Origin of the sequence: Mariprofundus sp. EBB-1, from assembly GCF_003665155.1 — a bacterium.
GTDB lineage: Bacteria > Pseudomonadota > Zetaproteobacteria > Mariprofundales > Mariprofundaceae > Mariprofundus.
In genome coordinates this window covers 22,052-39,300 of the sequence record NZ_RCFQ01000001.1, presented here as the reverse complement: position 1 = coordinate 39,300, position 17,249 = coordinate 22,052, and the positions used below count along the sequence as shown (strand labels likewise).

The window sequence follows — 17,249 nt, the reverse complement described above, 5'->3', positions numbered from 1 at the left end:
TCTCTCTTTATTGATGCAACAAAGACCACATCAGCGATCTTTATAACGGCTCAGATCAAACAAACCGGATTCAACCGGTTCGGTTCTGGCATGTAAATCTTGAAACCAGTCTGAAACCGACCAGAAGGCAGGGTTTGTGCGTCGGATTCCAAACCGAGTCAGCATAGATTCATAATCATCTTTGTTACGAATTGCGGCGCATGTATCCACGAATCCATCAAGATCTTCAGCTTTCACATCAAAAAAGAAGTTCGGATATGAACCGGCCAAGCCACGCAATACCGTCAACGTATCCAGCTGCATATCCGCTTCGCTGCGATCATTTACTTCTTTGGCAAAAGTATCTTCCCGATACGATTTATTATGGATCAGCGTGTAGGCTGTGCCCTCTTCACCACCCACTCTGAGATAAGAGACTTCGGGAAATATCTCCAACATTTCACCGTGCAATGTGTTGCCTAATCGATGCACCGCCCTATCGCTGGCCGATGCGAAACAGTCATTCTGATCACAGCGGTTCAGATCTTCTTCATCGGGGCGTACCGATTGCACATAATGCTTGAGCAGATCATAAAGTTCCTGCTGCGGGTGGGCCGTATTGAAACCACTGACAGACTCTACACTTAACCAGGCTTTACTTGCCTTGCGTTGATCAGGCAAGGTTTTGCGATCAATGTCATGCCACGATTGATATAAAGTCTTACGCGCCTTGGTAGGTAAGAAGTAGAGGAAGTTATCCTCACCTTCGATGCGCAAGAAATCCATATAGAGGCGCGCCCCCAACTGATGTCCTACTACTCCGAACGGATTGAACCCTGCTACCAACAAATAGTGCAAACGCTCAAGTACCGGATAATCGATCACCCACGCAGTTTCAGGAGCCTCACCAAGCAAGCCATAATGCACTGAAGCACTATCATAGTGTCGGAAAACAGTCAGTGCAGCATTGTTGTTGATCCGACCATCATCAGCTTTGCCATCCCAAATGAAGTAATCCAGCGCTTTCTTGATCGGCAGCACAGGCAACAACGGCTGCTTACCTTGTTTGGATTTATAGTAGTCCAGTTTAGCCTGCATATAACGCTGTTCATCCGGCCAGTACGTGATCCAGGCTGTAAACAGTCGATTGGTATCATCCAGCTCTGTCGGCAAATGCAGATATTCATCCATATCATTGAGAAATGCACCATCCAAACCATGCTGAGTATATGGCGCAGGTGGATGTTCAGGCTTCAGGAAAAACACCCAGAAATGATCTTCAATGGAACTCAAGGCGCTCTGCCCACGACACACGGGCCCCTTGATGAAACCATTGATAAAGAAGCGGGCATCATCGAGCAGAAAGGCATAACGAAGCTTGGCCGGAATGGCTGCAAAGGTTTTAAATGGCGTAATCAATTGCTCTTCATACAGGCCAAACAGCTTTTTAAGTTTCACCATGTTCCTATCAAAAAAACCTGTCGCCTCACCCTTATTATATCCCGGCAATGTTGCCACTGTATAATCAGGCTGCATGAACAGTTCCTGATACCGCTGCATACGTTGTGGCGAAAATTCATACACAATATGATTTTTCTCTACCACGCTGGGTTTATAGAGCCGCAGGCGATAATAAAACGGGCTTTCTGGATCATCATACGGGCGAACTGTGGCTATCTCGTCAACAGGCTGCCCCGGCCCACTACGCGAACGCACCAAGCGGAAAAACACACGATCAGGGCCACCCCGAAAATGGATATGGCCAAGCACCAGATGCTCATAAATATAACGGCTGACCAGCTGTTGTTTGTTGCTACCACCATTAAAAAATGTTTCCCACTGCTCGACCTGCTTTACGATTTCACTGCTCTGTTGAATCGGCTTGTCAGCCCTGGCTCCCTGCGCCAGCCACTGTATCAGAATATTGTACTCGGCATCGGATAGCCCCGGCAGTGCATAAGGCATACCCCACATCGGGTGATCGCCGGCAAACTTATCGAACGCATTGAGTCTGCTACAACGCTGTTTCCGATCCAGGCTCACATCCAGATCATCGGGCAACATCCCCGTTTCCGGCAACGGATGTTGACGTTTCAAATTCAACATCTGATAAAGCAGTGAGTTCCGCAAATGATCTTCAGATGCGTGCTGTTCTTGTTGTTTGTCAATCACACTAAAAAAGCCCATACCGCGCCACTGTTCAGTGGAATTGGCATCTATAAACAGGCGCGTAGGCTGCTGCCAGGTGACCCGCGTCTTACTATATATCGGCACCTTGCTTGCACCTCGATCCAACCCTTCAAAGGAGGAGAGTTTAAGCTGACAGGGTGCATCAAAACAGCCGTGACAAACAATGCAGCGCCGCTCCAGTGTAGGTCTGATATCGTCAAAGGTAAGTGTCTTTTCAGGTAGGGTCTGTATCAACGCAAGATCCTGATCTGCCACACTGAGCCCTGCTAATGCGGAGAATGGTACCAACGAACACAGACCAATAACTACTGCGGCCCCTCGCATATGTGACCACAACGGTGTCATTATATTTCCCATCAACATCCCTCTCTCACCTCAACACATTCCCTACATCATGCCCTTAAGGAGCCATAGGTCATGCAAGCTTCCTTTTATTTAAGCTCGGTCGGGGCCCCAAAGAGATAACCCTGCATGGCATTGATGCCAAGTGCTTTCAAGCTCGTCTTATCCTCATCTGTCTCCACATGCTCAGCAATCACTTGAATATCAAGCCCATGTGCAATATCAATCACCGTTTGAATAAAGAACCGGTTGTCCCTATTTTCCGATATATTGCGAATATAACTGCCATCGAGTTTGATATAATCGAGTTTCAGCTTCCTTAACGTTTTAAATGAGCTCAGCTTCGTGCCAAAGTGCTCCATGACCATTCTTCCTTGATATGTATGCACCATTTTAATCAGCTCTTCAGCCAGACCCTGATCATGTAAAAATGCATGTTCGCTGACTTCAAACAGCAGCGATGAAGCTATCGATTGATGCGTCTGAAGATGAGAATCCAGCCACTGGATAAACGCTCTATCATGCACCGAGCGCGTAGAGAGCTTAATGGCAATGGCATGGTTGCTGAATCCTGGCAATTTAAGCAGTGCCGTAACCTGCATAATAATATAGCGATCCAGATCACTGTTCAGCTCAAGCCTGTCGGCCATGGATGCAAATGCGCCCGGTGGAATATCCTTGCCATGCTCATCTTTCACACGGATCAGTATTTCCCAGAAGATCGTTTCAGCCTCCGACGTAACAACAGGTTGATGCAGAAAACGAATATGTTGCTGCGCCATAGACTCTGTAATTAATTTTTTCCAGGCAATATTGCCTGAAGCAATGCTTTTTGTATGACTGATGAAATAGCTATTAGGGCTTTGATGTTCAGCCGAGGCAAGCGCCATGTCTGCATTGGCAAGCAGATCAGACACAGACTCCTCTTCTGAGAAAGATGTAATACCAATATGAGCGATCTCATTGACGGGCAATGTTTCAGCCAAATCACTCAGAGCATTTGCACACTGCTCACCAAATGCTTTCACGTCATCAGATGCAAGCAGCGGAAAGAGTACTCCGAATTCACCACCTTCTGAGCGCGCAACCGTAGCATTATCAAACGATTCCGCTCTCTGTTTTATCAACGTTGCAACATCCATCAACAACGCATCACCAGCCTGAAAGCCAAACTGCTTATTATAGTCGGCAAAATGACTCAATCGAATCAGGGCAAGAGATCCGAAGCCTCCCCCCTCCCGATCCTTTACCGTATTTTCCAGCACAGCTAGAAACCCGCGCCTATTCATCAACGCCGTCAGATCATCAAAATGGGCTTCCTTTTGCATCATTTCTGCTCGCGCTGTTAAATGCAGAATAATACTTTGCACCTTCGCCGACATCTTGTTCATGGCCAACACCACCCGCTGCAGCTCCCGTGTTTTTGGAATGCGCGCAACAATAGGAAACTCCCGTTCGCAGATGGCAAGTGCTTGCTGCTCAACTGCGGTCAGTGGCCTGAGAATCGCCTTCAGAACAAGAAATGCGAAGAGGAATGAGAGTAGAAAAACCAATACAGCCAGATAGAAGGTCTGGATTGATGTCTCCCACAGTTTTTTATAGGCATAACCCGGATGTGCTTCGAGTGTCAGTGTCCCCGATTGGGTCCAACCAGTGGTAATAACCGAGTTTGCAATCGGTGTTTCCAGCGTCAGATTGTTGATAAACCACTGCGGTACACCTTCGATACGTGATGTGTTTTCTCGTTCAATCAGGCTCTCTCCGCTCATGCTCTTCAGTTTTAGTGATTTATAATAACCGCTGTCAAACACAGCATTCACCATGGTGTCCATCACAGCAATGTCGCGCCCTTTCATGTGTGGAACCAGAGATAGCCCGAGTGAATCGGCGGCGTTCTGGGTCTGGCTGGCCAGCTGAAGTATCAGGTAGGAGCGGGTGTTTTCTACACTGATCACCAATGTGCCCACCCCCATCATCAATGCGATAATAAAAATCAGTGCGTACAGTTGCTTGGCTAATGTCATGATTATTCCCTCGGCCTAATGGCTCATCTATTTTGCAGCATTATCTATTGTTCGGTTGTTTTTCCTGGCGCATGCGATTATTGAGATCGCGCCACAGGTTGATTCGCTTTGCGCCCCCCTCAACGATGCGGCCCTGCTGCCCTCTCTCTTTGGACATCCAAAGGTTGTTACCGTTAAAACTGTAAACGGGTACAAGATCTGTTCTTCTTGAAGCGCGCTCAATACGAGGAATCAGATTATCGAGAATGAGCGGCTCATCTTCAGGGTTTTCATAATACGCCAGTACCATATGGGCCTGATTCAACTTTATGGCTTTAACATAGGTAATACGTAAGCGTTCATCAGACACACCAAGCTCTCGCAAGGTGAAATATTTGGCGATAGAAAAATCTTCGCAGTCGCCACCATAGGTGGCGAGAAATTCAACAGGGGTCGCCCAGTAGTCAGCCTGGCCCCAGTGCTTTTTGTCAGAGACAAATTTCACCCGGTTGAAGAAATCATTGACCACGTGAATAAGCTGCCATTCATTACCACCTCTCTCCTCATCAATAAGCCTCTGCCACGCAATAACGCGCAACTTCGCTCTTGAACCATATTGCTTGGCAATGCCATCGAGAAAGGCCGGAGAGAATCCGGGATTGTCGGCAGTCGTTATGGATACTGACATCACAATAAACAAAAAAGCCAAATATTTAAATGACTTAAACGTCATGAATTCTGCACGTTAACAATCATACGCTCAGCCCTACTCCCCTTCATCCATCTCAGCTCAATCATACATACCTGAACCTTGCAGCACAAAAGAATCGATTTTAAATATGGATGAAGATTTTTCAAAAAGCCTCTTTCCCTTCCGCTGCCTGCTGTGAACAACAATTATCCGATTCCATCACGGAACTATACATCGGCGTATCATTCATCCTCGTGGTAGTGATAGGGAAGCTGCGTCATCACAGCAAGGGTTTTTATCGCGATAAAATGTGGAATAAGCGCTCTGTCATGCATGATCGCATGAGGGAATTTGAACGTTTGGACAACATGTTCTTCTAATCCCCGCTGCTGCATTTTAGCCAGCAATTGTTGCTGCATTTCAAGCTGCTTATCTGCACTGGCAACTACCACTGCGCAGCAGATATAATTCATCTGCTCAAGCAACTTACTATCTTCAAATGAACTGTTGAATGTAAACACTCTGCCAGCATCGAATCCACGTTGCATGGCAACCAGTTCGTTCCTGCTTGGCAAGACATGATAATCATCATCGCTGAATGCCATGATCGCTACCGAATCCAGTTTCTCATCCAACACAAAGCGGGCCAAATACGCTTCCGTACCCGTAAACACACTTTCGCCTTTTTCATGATGAAACCTTGCAATCGAATAAAATATCAAACCGAATGTAGCCGTTGGCATAAAGTCCATAAAAAATGTCGTATAATTTATTGCCAGAACCATAACCAACATAGCCACCACTTGCATGACAATAAACATACGGTCCAGTATTTTTTGCGAACGTCCAAACGTGAATAATAAAGCCATTCCCCAGACATACACAACCGATACCAGAATCACGATCCATTTAGGTAATTTCTTCAAATCGGTGCCATTGAGGGCATCATCCATGGCTGTCGCCAGAATTTCGCCATCATCAATCAAGCCGAGTGACGTCGATTGTTTAATGGTCAATCCCGGTGCAGATGAAGCGATAATGACATGTTTATCTTTAAAATAATCCGGGGCAACCTGCTGGCCACCATCCAAAGCGGCCATATAGTCAGCCAGGGATATTCTTTGATAGCTATTTTTCTTAATGCGCCAATTGATAATGTATGGATTGTTCGGATCCACCTTCGGCTTAATATGCGCCAGAGACAGTGCCCCTCCAACCATTGAAGGCATTTTCCAAGCCTCCTCATCCCACAACACACTCCATTTTCTCAAAATCCCATCTGCATCAATATGATTATTCATGATCGCTAAATCATGCTGCATGCCGGGCAGTGCAGGGAGGATTGCTGCGACAGTCGCGTCCGTATTGCACCTTAGCACACCTGCCGGAATCAGATCACACACCTTCAATTTACTGTACTGATCATTTTTCTGAGGCAGCCTGACAACCGGATAGACTGTCACAAACGACTCACTTGCCACATAGCTGAGCGCATCATCACTGCGTGGATGTTCCTTATCCGGTTCGGCAATTAACACCGTAAACATGATCGATTTGGCTTCAACATACTCAAGCTCGGCCAACACCCGTGCAAACACATCTCGCTTCCAGGGCCAGCGCCCATATTCAGAAGCCATCTCAGCCAATGACTTCTCGTCAATATCGAGAATCACAATATCTTTCGATGCAGACGGTGAAGCCCAGCGCATTTTCATAATGGTATCGAATGTGCCTTCATCAAAGGAGGCGAAATCGGACTCGAAAAAACTTAAGATGGCAATAACAAACGATAAAATAATTGCCAACACCAAATAAAAATAGCGCGAGCTTCTATAGCAATAATTCGAAAAGGATTCATTCCATCGAGGCAGCGTATCATGTGTAAGGCGATGAAGAGGCCCACTCATGCGGTCACCTCATCAGCAGTGTGGTGTTCGGAATACGCTATCATGGCTATCAACGTGCTTTCCCCAAGCGGCCTGTATCACGCAATACATCGATTGGCGCCATCCACTGCACAGTCTCATCCATTTTGACATGGCCCAGTTCGGTCCAGCCAACCACGTTTCCCGCTTTCAGCTTCACCCAATAACCTCTGCGTTCAATGACCGAAACAACGCCCTTAGCCCCAATACCAACACTGACAGATTTTTTACTGGGCTCTTCAAGCAGCACCTGCTCAGCGTAGAGTTCGGCAGCGACTAATAGCGCGGGGGAACAGAAACATACCACCGTGACACAAATCAGTGGGATCAACCTTGTAAACATCAAACACCCTCCATGCTATGCAGCAGCCATAGCCATATGCTCCTCTCCAGAACAGTGCGCAGCATGTACTGCTCCTGTTGAAATTACCAGCTTTTGCAATCGCATAACTACCCGCTATTAAACCATGCGGTGGATTACCCATGCACGCACAGAATCACTTCATTCCAACAGCGATCACAAGCTCAAATTCGAATGGGCCATACCCGCTTGTGCAGATAGGTTTGAGTTCTGCTATTTTTAGTCTATAGTAGGCGGCAAGAGTTTGATTCCATCCACCCATTCATGCATATCTATGGACTGGGTTATGGAGCAGCTTTTATCTCGGCAGGATGTCGCGAACAACGATACGTTTAGACAGCAGTGCGTTATACGGATTTACGCTTTATTATGATTGTCTTTTTTGCACTGTTCTTGACAGTAGCCCAAACAAACAGGTGATTTTTAAATATGTTCTCAACTAGACTAGCAATAGCCTTTACCCCAACAGCTTTACAAAAAATAGGCATCTTGATGCTGTCGTTCTCTCTACTTGGCGGCGTCAATCTCGCCCATGCTGAAGATAATCCATCGGTTGCCAGCTTCACCACGGTGACCGGTTCGGTAAGTGCCCTACACAGTGCGACAAAAGCATCACTTGTAGCCTCGGTCGGAACACCTGCGCTCTTGCAGGATACGGTAATCACCAAAAAACGCTCCCGCACCCAGCTGAAGTTCATCGATAACAGTATGTTGAATATGGGTCAGAACTTCGAGATGAATATCAAAGAGTTCACATATGACGAAACAAACAACGTGCGCAAAGCCATCCTGAATGCAGTACAGGGAACAGTTGAAGTTGTCGTAGCCAAACTGGGCAGTGAGACGACCGACTTCACAGTAGAAACCCCGTCGGCAGTTATTTCTGTGCGCGGTACTGCGTTCTATGTAACCATCACAGCAGATGGAAGAACTTTTATTACTGTGACAGAAGGCAGGGTCGCAGTGCGAGGCGCTGGCAACAGCAATGAATCGGTTATGGTTACAGCAAATCAGCAATTCGAAGTACCAGCAAATGGAATACTTAGCAGAAGCTCTAATGGTACCTCGCCCGCCCCGGCAACAACATTAACAGCGACAGAAATGGCAAATACTCGTACAGTTTTAACCAAAGCAACAGCTCCGAATCAGCAGGTTTATACAGATGTTGCAGCCATTTTAACTGCAATGGCTGCGATTAGAGCGGCAAATGCAGCCAATCCAACTGCCGCCCAAGGCAATGGCAACACTGATACCGTTTTAAAGTTTAATGATGGCAAAGGCCCGAATTCTTTCCCGGGCACTTTAGCCGGTCGCAGCTTGCCGGTCAGCCTGTAACAACTAAAAAGTAAAGGGTTCAGAATAAAAGGCTCCCCTTGAGGAGCCTTTTTTCTTGGGCGCTATAGGATCACGCGCTACAAGGTCTTGTTTCGCCCATTGTCATATCTAACCTTGATGAAGCGACTCACTGTAAAATGGTGAATCCCTGCTATTCAGCAATCTACTGTATCGTGCCCCCATGCTCACGATATGCCACACGCATCCAACCTTTTGTCTCTCTGTTCAAACCTGCCAATTCAGGCAAATGTAAATGACGCAATTGCTTCTTTCGTTTCGGAATTTCTTTCGTGTTACTACCAACAGATAATTGAGCTCTGCCTCTCTGCTGACCCACTTATAAGTTTAAAAGAAGCCTGATCCTCTGAATTCTGTCATCATAGTTATATCGAGCAACTAACTACAACAAAAGGAGAGTAGGCCGCCATACATCATCATAAAACCTTTTCACAAATAATTAAATTGATTCCGAGACATCAATTTAATTCATTCAGCAGGCAACACGATGAGAGGCGATGAAGCAATGCTTCACCGAGGTGGTCACAATTTATTCTGGCTACAGCTCACCTTGCTGGTCGTACAAGCTTGCGTGATATCACCTCCTCGCTGGATAGTCAGACCGCTCGCCACTATCATCTGGGCTGCAAGAAGGTCAGTAAACCAGCATTGGACAGAGCCAACGAAAAACTGGATTATCTGGATACAGAAACCAACAAAGAATATACATTCATCACCAATCATTTTCGCTGGTCGGCCAATACCATCGCAGATATTTACAAGCAGCGTGGCAGGTCGAACTATTCTTTAAATGGATCAAGCAATACCTGAAACTAAAAATCTTCATCGCCACAAGCATTTCCGTGTGAGGGAATATGATAGACTGCACCTTCATATTCTATTCGTAATGTTCTTGCTATCGTCCCCCCCCCCCAAAAAAAAACCACCTGATTGGGTTCTACCCCGTTTCTACGGACGGTTTAGAAACGATGTAAACTTCATATCCTGAGCGGCGAGTCTGCGCCGCATTCTGGGATTATGGAACCTCTCCAGATAATCAAACACATCTGCTCTTGCTTCGTTGATTGTTCGATAGCGACGGTGATGGATTCTTTCACGTTTCAGCATGCCAAAGAACCCTTCGCAGGCAGCATTATCACCACAGTGGCCAACAGCGCTCATACTACTTACCAGACCATGTTGCTTGAGCAGTTTCTGGTAGTCGCCACTGGTAAACTAACAGCCCCGGTCTGAGTGCAAAACAACGTTAGCCGCGCCTCGTCGCTGCCATACAGCCATTTCCACAGCCCGCATGACCATGTGACGGTCTTGCCTATGATGCATGGACCAACCAATCACTAATTTGCTGTGCAGGTCTAGTACCACACACAGGTATAGCTTGCCCTCCTGCGTTGCGATCTCCGTAATGTCGGTAACCCACTTGGAGTCAGGTTCCAGGGCGGTGAAATCTCGCTCCAGATGATTTTTTATCCCCGCAGGTCGAACCGTCTGCCGCTTTCGTCCCCGTCCCTTCTTGCGAGGCCAGCCCTGAATGCCGTGTGCTGCCATTAGCCGGGCCACACGATTCAAGCTGATGCTCTCGCCTTCAGCCTGCAGATCCTCGTGCATCCGGGGAGCGCCAATAATACCACCACTGTCGTCGTGAATATCCCGAATGCGTTCTAACAATCGGGCGTTCTCAGCCTCACGGAGACTCGGACTACGCGATTCCCAGGCGTAATAACCGCTGGGAGATACCTTCAAGCAACGACACATAAGACGAACCGAGAATTCACTGCGACAACGTTGAATCGCCTGATACCTCAGGACGATCCCTTGGCAAAGAACGTTGCCGCTTCGCGCAAAAAATCACGCTCCTTCTTCACTCGGGCTAGTTCCCGCTTCAAACGAGACAGCTCCTCGTCTCGTGGGGTACCGCTGCCTGAGAATACTTTATCTGATGAGCCTTCCGCTTCTCGTTTCCAACGTGACAGCAGGTTGGGATTAATACCTATCTCCAAGGCAATTTGACGACAGCTAACTCCTGGCTGTTTGGTAAAGGCTATGGCTTCGCGCTTAAACTCTGCGCTGTATTTTCTTCGCTTGGTCATGGACACTCCTCATGGGCATTGTATGCCTCTTTTTAGATGTGTCCGTAAAAACAGGGTAGAACCCGATCCCTTTTATGTTAGGGAAGCCCCATCATCACCGCAAGGGTTTTTTATCCCGATAACGTATAGAATACAACAGCATTCTCTTCAAGGCTCATAGCTCAGGTAAAATCAGTCAAATGGGTTTTCTCAAGAGGTCAAAAGCCTGATTTTCTACCAATGAAATAGCTCCAAAAATTGATGTGCTTCAATCATGCCAGGGTATCTAGTTGTGTGGTAATATTTTTCTTACGCGGGGGAATGCTTGCGATTGATCATTCCTCTGCTATAATTGAGTAGCATATATGCTTCGAGCAGGATGCTTTAGCCATTACAAATCACTCAAACTTAATTAGAGAGGAACAAACCAATGAAAAACTTCATGATGTTTATCATAGCTATGATCATCAGCATCTCTGCTGCCAACGCCGTGCCCGCCAACCAGACCGCCGTTGCAACGGCTCTACAGACTCAAACAGAAGCAGCTGTGCTGGCTGACCTGATCACCAACCAGGGACTCAGCGCAGAACAAGCCGTTGCCCTGATGGTAACGGCCGCTCCAGCCAAAGCAGCGGCGATCACCACGGCAGCTATTACAAGCAATCCAGGCATGGCTGTAGCCATTACAGCTGCTGCTGTAACTGCCTCCGTAAATGTAGCTAAAAGCGCAGCCGCAGCAGCACCCGGAGCCACACAAGCATCCATTGATGCAGCAGCAGGAGCTGCTGCCGCTACAGTTACTACTGCGGCCGTAACAACTTCTGTAGCTCTCGCCACAGCTACAGCCGCCGCTGCACCAGGAGCCACCGCAGCTACAATTGCTGCGGCCACTGAAAATGCAGCCGCTACCACAACTGCAGCGGCTATCACTGCTGCCCCTACAGCCGCAGCAGCAGTAACTAATGCAGCTGTATCAGCTGCCCCAGCAGCAGCCACCGCTGTAGTCGCTGCCGCCAAACAAGCGGCACCCGCACAAGCTGCTCAAGTCACCGCTGGCGCCCAACAAGCAGTAGATTCTGGCGCAGTAAGCGACCCGACAGCTACACTTGCTGCAACAGCAGCAGGTAATTCTACTGCAGTTACGACTGCTGCAACTACAGCCACCAATACAGTTGCAACGCTACCGACTACAGTCGGAGGACGTACTCTCCCTGCAAGCGTTTGATTAAATGCAATGAACAAAAAAAAGCCTCGGAAAGTCCGGGGCTTTTTTTGTATCTGAATAACCGGTTTCGTGTACTATTTGGCATCTATGATGCAACAATCAATGGCACTCGAACGCTTAAACACACTGTTATTTTTCGCCTATGCAGCTCTATTTATCTGGCTACCTATTCCGCTAGGCAGTAAATTCCCATGGGCCATTTCGGTCATGGAGATATGGATTTATCTGTTAACCATAGCCACGCTGTTGATGATCACGACCGGGTCAATGAAACTCCCCACTACAATAAGTCAAAGTCGTTTACCTGTTGTGCTGTTACTACTAAGCACCTTATGGATCGGATTTCAATGCCTGAATCTTCCTGAAAATATACTCTCACTATTATCACCTGAAGCATACAAACTTCATCAACAAAATAATTCAGGGTCCATGAGCATATCACTTGATCCTATGATAACGTGGCTACAGTTCCACAAAGCACTCGCTCTTTTTTTACTATTTACACTTACCTTAATCTTAGTGAACACACATAAACGTTTACGGTTGTTTGCTTATAGCATTCTCTTGTCTGCTCTCATTCAGGCTGTCACCGCCATACTATTAATCCTCTCTAACTATCAATTTCAAATCAATCAATACACCTACTCTATGGCAAATGCATTATTACTAATACCCACAGGCCGCGCCACAGGCTTTCACTCTAATCCGGACCACCTTGCAGGGCTTATGGAGATGTCATTGGCTATTGGAATAGGTTTACTTATCGCCTTATTACATCGCCATCATTTTAATAACTGGCGACAGCGCATTCTACACTACACCGAAACAGTACTAGGCCCCAAAGCGCGGATACGACTTTTACTTATTATCCTCTGTATTGCTCTAGTCATGACCCATTCACGGATGGGTAACACAGCCTTTTTTGCCAGTCTCGTGATTGCAGGCATCGCGTTTATCGCTCTCTCTCGTCACGCCTCCAAATCTGTAATCATCTTTTTATCCAGCCTGATCATTCTGGATATTCTAATTATCGGCTCATGGTTCGGCTTCTCAAAAGTGGTCGACCGGATTGAACAAACGAGCGTGATTAGTGAGGCTTCGAGAGGAGATGTCTATGCCGACACGTTAACAATGACAGAATCATTTCGCTGGAGTGGTATTGGTGCGGGCAATTATTTCAGTGCGTTTCCAGCCTATAAGGTAGAAGGGCCAAGCTATTATGTTGATCATGTCCACAATGATTATTTAGAATTTTTACTCGAACTCGGAGTCATTGGTACCGCACCACTACTTTGCCTGCTACTCATATTTTACACGCTAATTGCAATCAACCTTATCAAGAGGCGCAATGCTCTGATTCTCGGAATGAATTTTGCTGCATTGATGGGAGTCACATCTATTCTGATTCATTCTACAGTCGACTTTAATCTGCAAGTACCATCCAATGCGGCTCTGTTTACAGCCTTAATGGCCATTCCATTTGTAACAAAGCAGATCAAGACACATTAAAGAAACACACTCGGCAGAGCTGCATTAATAACACACTTTTTCATAGCTAGATCCACCTATTAATCGATACAGTTGATTGCAGATGACATCAATGCGTCCAGATGTTGCATAACTATTTCTGAGGTATTCACCTTTTATATCTACGACACGATGTATATATTGCACAACCATATTCCACTGTGCTGGATCGACTGATCCATACGCTCGCATACCCAGTTCAACCGACAAGGCCATCGTATCAGCTTCCCACGGTCCTAGTTGGATAACGTTTAAAGTTGCCTCTCCAAACTCGGCATCCATCTGATTAAGGCGTGCCTTGGTCAAAGCCAGGTTGATCCATGGATAGACCCACGCAGGGCTAGCGTGAGTGGCCTGCCTGAACAGTGACAGCGCGTTCAAGCCATTTGATAGCTGATCATGAACGGCCTCCATGCGAAAGGCCCGAAACTCATACAGTCGGCCTAATGTATTGAGAAACGCTGCATTACCCGGCATTAATGCAATGGCGTTTTTCATACGCTTTTCCTGTACCTGCCACTGCTTTACAGTTGGAGCTGCTACAGACGATTTGTTCCACGAGGCTAGCTTCATATAAACACGGTGCTGTGCAGCGTACGCTTCAGCATAATGCTCTGCCTGATACGCCATAAAAAAGAGCATGCTCACCAGCATGACTAACAACGGCCATTTCAACATGCCTACCACTGAATCATTTATCTGGCCCGAAAGCTGTTCATCTTGGGGCAAACATCCCCCCTACCAGTGACCAGGGTCCCTCATTAACCAGCATATTTGCAAGCTCTACACCAACGATGGATTCACAAACACTGCGCCCTTCATGCATGACTGGAGGTCTACGATTGGTATTGTGTGCATCAGTAGCCAACAATGACACCCAACCCCGCTTTAATAATTCAATGGCAACTATTTTAGACAAGTCACCAAAACGACCTACTAAAGAAGCCGCTGTCAGTTGAAGCTTACAACCCATATTGATAAATGGTAATAGTTTATCCACATTACGCATCATCTCTTTATTGCGTTCAGGGTGTGCAATGAGCACACCGATACCCTGCTCTCGTAACCAACGTACCATTTTATCACTGCCCGGCGGAATATGGCTATGTGGGAACTCCAACAACATAGTCATCTCGCCAGTTGGCGCTTTAAACATGGGAATATTACCACTGGCTATCATCGGCAGGATTTCAGGACAAATACGTACTTCTGCTGCCATGGCAACATGCAGTGGAATCTCATGTTCGACAAGCGCATACGAAAACAGAGAGAAAGCAGAACTGATTGTGTTCAGGTTGTTATTGTAGGTGCCCGGCTGAATATGCGGCGTGCAGACCAAATGGGTAATACCATCAGCTACGGCTATTCGGGCTAAAGCAAGTGACTGCTCAAGCGTGGATGCTCCGTCATCAATACCGGGCAATAAATGACAGTGAATATCAAACATGAGAGGATCGTAAGACGCTAGATGTGAGATGCAAGATGCATGTGTAATCGGCGCAGTTCATCCGACATCCGACATCCGACATCCGACATCCGACATCCGACATCCGACATCTGACATCTGACATCTGACATCTGACATCTGACATCTGACATCTGACATCTGACATTTTAAGCCTTATCGCCATACCCGTATTGATCGTAATAACCACCATATTCATAACCGTATTTTTCAGCTTTTTTAAGATCTACCTTATTCAACACGATGCCTGCAAGTGGAGCATCATGTTCTAACAAACGTTGAAGGCTTTTACGAACAATCTTCTCATGCGTTTTATCAGCCTCAACCACATAAACCACCGCTTTTGCATATGTCGATAGTACTATGGCATCACTTACCGCCTGAACGGGAGGAGAATCGATCACGATACGATCATAATGTTTCTCAATAGCAGCCAATACTTTGGCAAAGCGTTTCGAGGACAATAATTCCAGTGGATTCGGTGGAATGATACCTCCCAACATAACATGCAAACCGCTCTCTTCATGCACTTGAATACAGTCATCAAAACCGGCAGTACCTGCTGCCAATTCAGACAAGCCTGCTAAAGAAGAATCCAGAGAGAACAGACGATGAAGCGACGGGCGGCGCATATCAGCACCAATGAGTAGCACTTTCTCCATCTGTACCATCGACATGGCCAGATTAGTAGAGACCGTTGATTTACCTTCTCCCGGTACGGATGAGGTAACCAGAATAGTTTTATGTGGATTATCCAGGCCCGATAAAATCAGGCCTGTTCGAATTGTGCGAATTGATTCGGCATATCCGGTCAAGGTTTTATCCAGAACAGGAAATGTAGCTATAGCGCCTTTTTTCCCCTTTGGTAACAGGGGCAAGATACCCAGATTAGCCTGACCCAGCTTGCTTTCCACCTCTTCTGTGCTTTTGATTGTTTTGTTTAACGTTTCATTCAGAAAAGCAAGTAAAATACCGACAAACAATCCACCGATAAAAGCCAGTAGAATAAATCGTTTTTTATTGGGTGAGAACGGAAACTTGGGCACCAGTGCTGTATCCAGTATACGAGCATTGGCTTTTTTGTAATCCACTGCTTGGCTGGACTCTTTCATGCGCTTCAGAAATATGTCATAGATCTGCCTGTCACTTTCAACCTGACGCTTGAGTTCTCGTAATTTGACTTCCTTACGGCCTATATTACGAATTTCAGCCTTATCTGATGAGAGTGCCGATTGCGCTGCTGACAGTTCTGATTTTGCCTGAATATATTTAGGATGTTTATAACCATAACGTTTTTTTACCTGATCAAATTCAGCTTTTGCATGTACCAAACGACCGGATGCAGCCGACAGCCCTTCTCCACTTGCCGATTTTCCACCCGTACTGAGTAACTTCTCTTCATCCATATACAACTGCATGCGCTTTTCAGATTGTTGAAGATTTGATTTCAACACTTCCATACGTTCGAACAACCAGCTGGTACCTTGTTTGGTCAATTCAATACGTGAACCCAACTGATCTTCAATGTAAGCTTGGGCAAATGCATTGGCTATCTGAGCGGCAACTACAGGGCTATCAGACACAAAAGCTATATCGATAATTTGTGTTCGCATCACCGGTTTAATGCTCAGGTTATTTAACAGTTGTTGCGTTTTCTGTTGCTTGAGATTAACGGCTACTGTTGGTTCTTGATTCGAACCAGAGGGAAACAGCTCCTCAAACCAGCTAGGTTCATCTGCCACCTCTTTAACAAGCAATGCCGGATCATTATGAGCTGTTTCATGCTGATTATTCAGATTTGGATAGAATTTATCAACAACCAAACCTGCAATACGTCGGGAGTGAAGAATCTCATACTGAGTTTGCATATATTGTTGATTATTACCATCTACCCCATACAGCTCTTCAATCGAAGAAACCTTGGGCATTTGAGATTCAATCAATAACTTGGTTGTAGCCTTATACATCGGGGTGATTGAAAAAACGACCAGCGATACCAACAGTGTAGTTAGCAAGCTCAGCGTCAGAATACTCCATTTATATCTATTGATAATGGCCAGATAATGGCTGATGTCCATCTCTGACATATCGGAGTGCGGTTCTGTTTTCATATAATTCA

General features: G+C 46.3%; 11 protein-coding genes and 2 pseudogenes. 4 read left to right on the top strand and 9 right to left on the bottom strand.

What is annotated here, in order from left to right; all coding sequences use genetic code 11:
• Positions 1-30 precede the first annotated feature (30 nt).
• The 5 genes from D8Y20_RS00190 to D8Y20_RS00170 all read right to left on the bottom strand — a co-directional run bounded on the left by D8Y20_RS00190 (position 31) and on the right by D8Y20_RS00170 (position 7,473).
• Positions 31-2,526, bottom strand: coding sequence for a fatty acid cis/trans isomerase (locus D8Y20_RS00190; protein WP_161957544.1), 2,496 nt, complete (start codon positions 2,524-2,526; stop codon positions 31-33).
• A gap of 74 nt (positions 2,527-2,600) precedes the next feature.
• Entirely contained in the window at positions 2,601-4,535 is a 1,935-nt protein-coding gene (locus D8Y20_RS00185; RefSeq protein ID WP_121541011.1) for an EAL domain-containing protein, read from the bottom strand.
• A gap of 40 nt (positions 4,536-4,575) precedes the next feature.
• Positions 4,576-5,202, bottom strand: a complete 627-nt coding sequence (locus tag D8Y20_RS00180) for a transglutaminase-like cysteine peptidase (protein WP_236075152.1) — start codon at positions 5,200-5,202, stop codon at positions 4,576-4,578.
• Positions 5,203-5,447: 245 nt separating this feature from the next.
• Positions 5,448-7,112, bottom strand: a complete 1,665-nt coding sequence (locus tag D8Y20_RS00175; protein ID WP_121541009.1) for a CHASE2 domain-containing protein — start codon at positions 7,110-7,112, stop codon at positions 5,448-5,450.
• A 49-nt stretch (positions 7,113-7,161) separates the two neighbouring features.
• Positions 7,162-7,473, bottom strand: a complete 312-nt coding sequence (locus tag D8Y20_RS00170; RefSeq protein WP_121541008.1) for a hypothetical protein — start codon at positions 7,471-7,473, stop codon at positions 7,162-7,164.
• A gap of 447 nt (positions 7,474-7,920) precedes the next feature.
• Here D8Y20_RS00170 and D8Y20_RS00165 point away from each other — a divergent pair, with 447 nt between their 5' ends.
• On the top strand, positions 7,921-8,826 hold the full coding sequence (locus D8Y20_RS00165) for a FecR domain-containing protein (protein ID WP_121541007.1): 906 nt from the start codon (positions 7,921-7,923) through the stop codon (positions 8,824-8,826).
• A 546-nt stretch (positions 8,827-9,372) separates the two neighbouring features.
• Positions 9,373-9,654, top strand: a pseudogene (locus tag D8Y20_RS13995) (DUF4372 domain-containing protein); the annotation flags it as partial.
• 127 nt (positions 9,655-9,781) lie between these two features.
• Here the strand turns inward: D8Y20_RS13995 and D8Y20_RS00155 are convergent.
• A pseudogene (locus D8Y20_RS00155) lies at positions 9,782-10,934 on the bottom strand (IS3 family transposase).
• Between the two features lie 409 nt (positions 10,935-11,343).
• On the opposite strand from D8Y20_RS00155, the gene D8Y20_RS00145 reads away from it, so the two are divergent.
• Complete coding sequence (locus tag D8Y20_RS00145; protein ID WP_121541005.1) at positions 11,344-12,138, top strand: hypothetical protein; 795 nt, start codon at positions 11,344-11,346, stop codon at positions 12,136-12,138.
• An 87-nt stretch (positions 12,139-12,225) separates the two neighbouring features.
• On the top strand, positions 12,226-13,647 hold the full coding sequence (locus D8Y20_RS00140) for an O-antigen ligase (RefSeq protein ID WP_121541004.1): 1,422 nt from the start codon (positions 12,226-12,228) through the stop codon (positions 13,645-13,647).
• A gap of 24 nt (positions 13,648-13,671) precedes the next feature.
• On the opposite strand, the gene D8Y20_RS00135 is transcribed toward D8Y20_RS00140, so the two are convergent.
• The 3 genes from D8Y20_RS00135 to D8Y20_RS00120 all read right to left on the bottom strand — a co-directional run bounded on the left by D8Y20_RS00135 (position 13,672) and on the right by D8Y20_RS00120 (position 17,241).
• A complete protein-coding gene (locus D8Y20_RS00135; protein ID WP_121541003.1) occupies positions 13,672-14,394 on the bottom strand; it encodes a hypothetical protein in 723 nt (240 codons plus the stop codon).
• Positions 14,381-15,112 (bottom strand): tyrosine-protein phosphatase, encoded by a 732-nt coding sequence (locus D8Y20_RS00130; protein WP_121541002.1) that lies wholly within the window; start codon positions 15,110-15,112, stop codon positions 14,381-14,383. Before D8Y20_RS00130 ends, D8Y20_RS00135 begins: the two co-directional genes overlap by 14 nt.
• A gap of 167 nt (positions 15,113-15,279) precedes the next feature.
• Positions 15,280-17,241 (bottom strand): polysaccharide biosynthesis tyrosine autokinase, encoded by a 1,962-nt coding sequence (locus D8Y20_RS00120; RefSeq protein ID WP_161957542.1) that lies wholly within the window; start codon positions 17,239-17,241, stop codon positions 15,280-15,282.
• Between the last annotated feature and the right edge of the window lie 8 nt (positions 17,242-17,249).

What these genes read in the sequence shown, in the direction of transcription:
- D8Y20_RS00190 (WP_161957544.1), bottom strand. Translation starts at nt 2,526, where the DNA reads ATGGGAAATATAATGACACCGTTGTGGTCACATATGCGAGGGGCCGCA.
- D8Y20_RS00185 (WP_121541011.1), bottom strand. Translation starts at nt 4,535, where the DNA reads ATGACATTAGCCAAGCAACTGTACGCACTGATTTTTATTATCGCATTG.
- D8Y20_RS00180 (WP_236075152.1), bottom strand. Translation starts at nt 5,202, where the DNA reads ATGTCAGTATCCATAACGACTGCCGACAATCCCGGATTCTCTCCGGCC.
- D8Y20_RS00175 (WP_121541009.1), bottom strand. Translation starts at nt 7,112, where the DNA reads ATGAGTGGGCCTCTTCATCGCCTTACACATGATACGCTGCCTCGATGG.
- D8Y20_RS00170 (WP_121541008.1), bottom strand. Translation starts at nt 7,473, where the DNA reads ATGTTTACAAGGTTGATCCCACTGATTTGTGTCACGGTGGTATGTTTC.
- D8Y20_RS00165 (WP_121541007.1), top strand. Translation starts at nt 7,921, where the DNA reads ATGTTCTCAACTAGACTAGCAATAGCCTTTACCCCAACAGCTTTACAA.
- D8Y20_RS00145 (WP_121541005.1), top strand. Translation starts at nt 11,344, where the DNA reads ATGAAAAACTTCATGATGTTTATCATAGCTATGATCATCAGCATCTCT.
- D8Y20_RS00140 (WP_121541004.1), top strand. Translation starts at nt 12,226, where the DNA reads ATGATGCAACAATCAATGGCACTCGAACGCTTAAACACACTGTTATTT.
- D8Y20_RS00130 (WP_121541002.1), bottom strand. Translation starts at nt 15,112, where the DNA reads ATGTTTGATATTCACTGTCATTTATTGCCCGGTATTGATGACGGAGCA.
- D8Y20_RS00120 (WP_161957542.1), bottom strand. Translation starts at nt 17,241, where the DNA reads ATGAAAACAGAACCGCACTCCGATATGTCAGAGATGGACATCAGCCAT.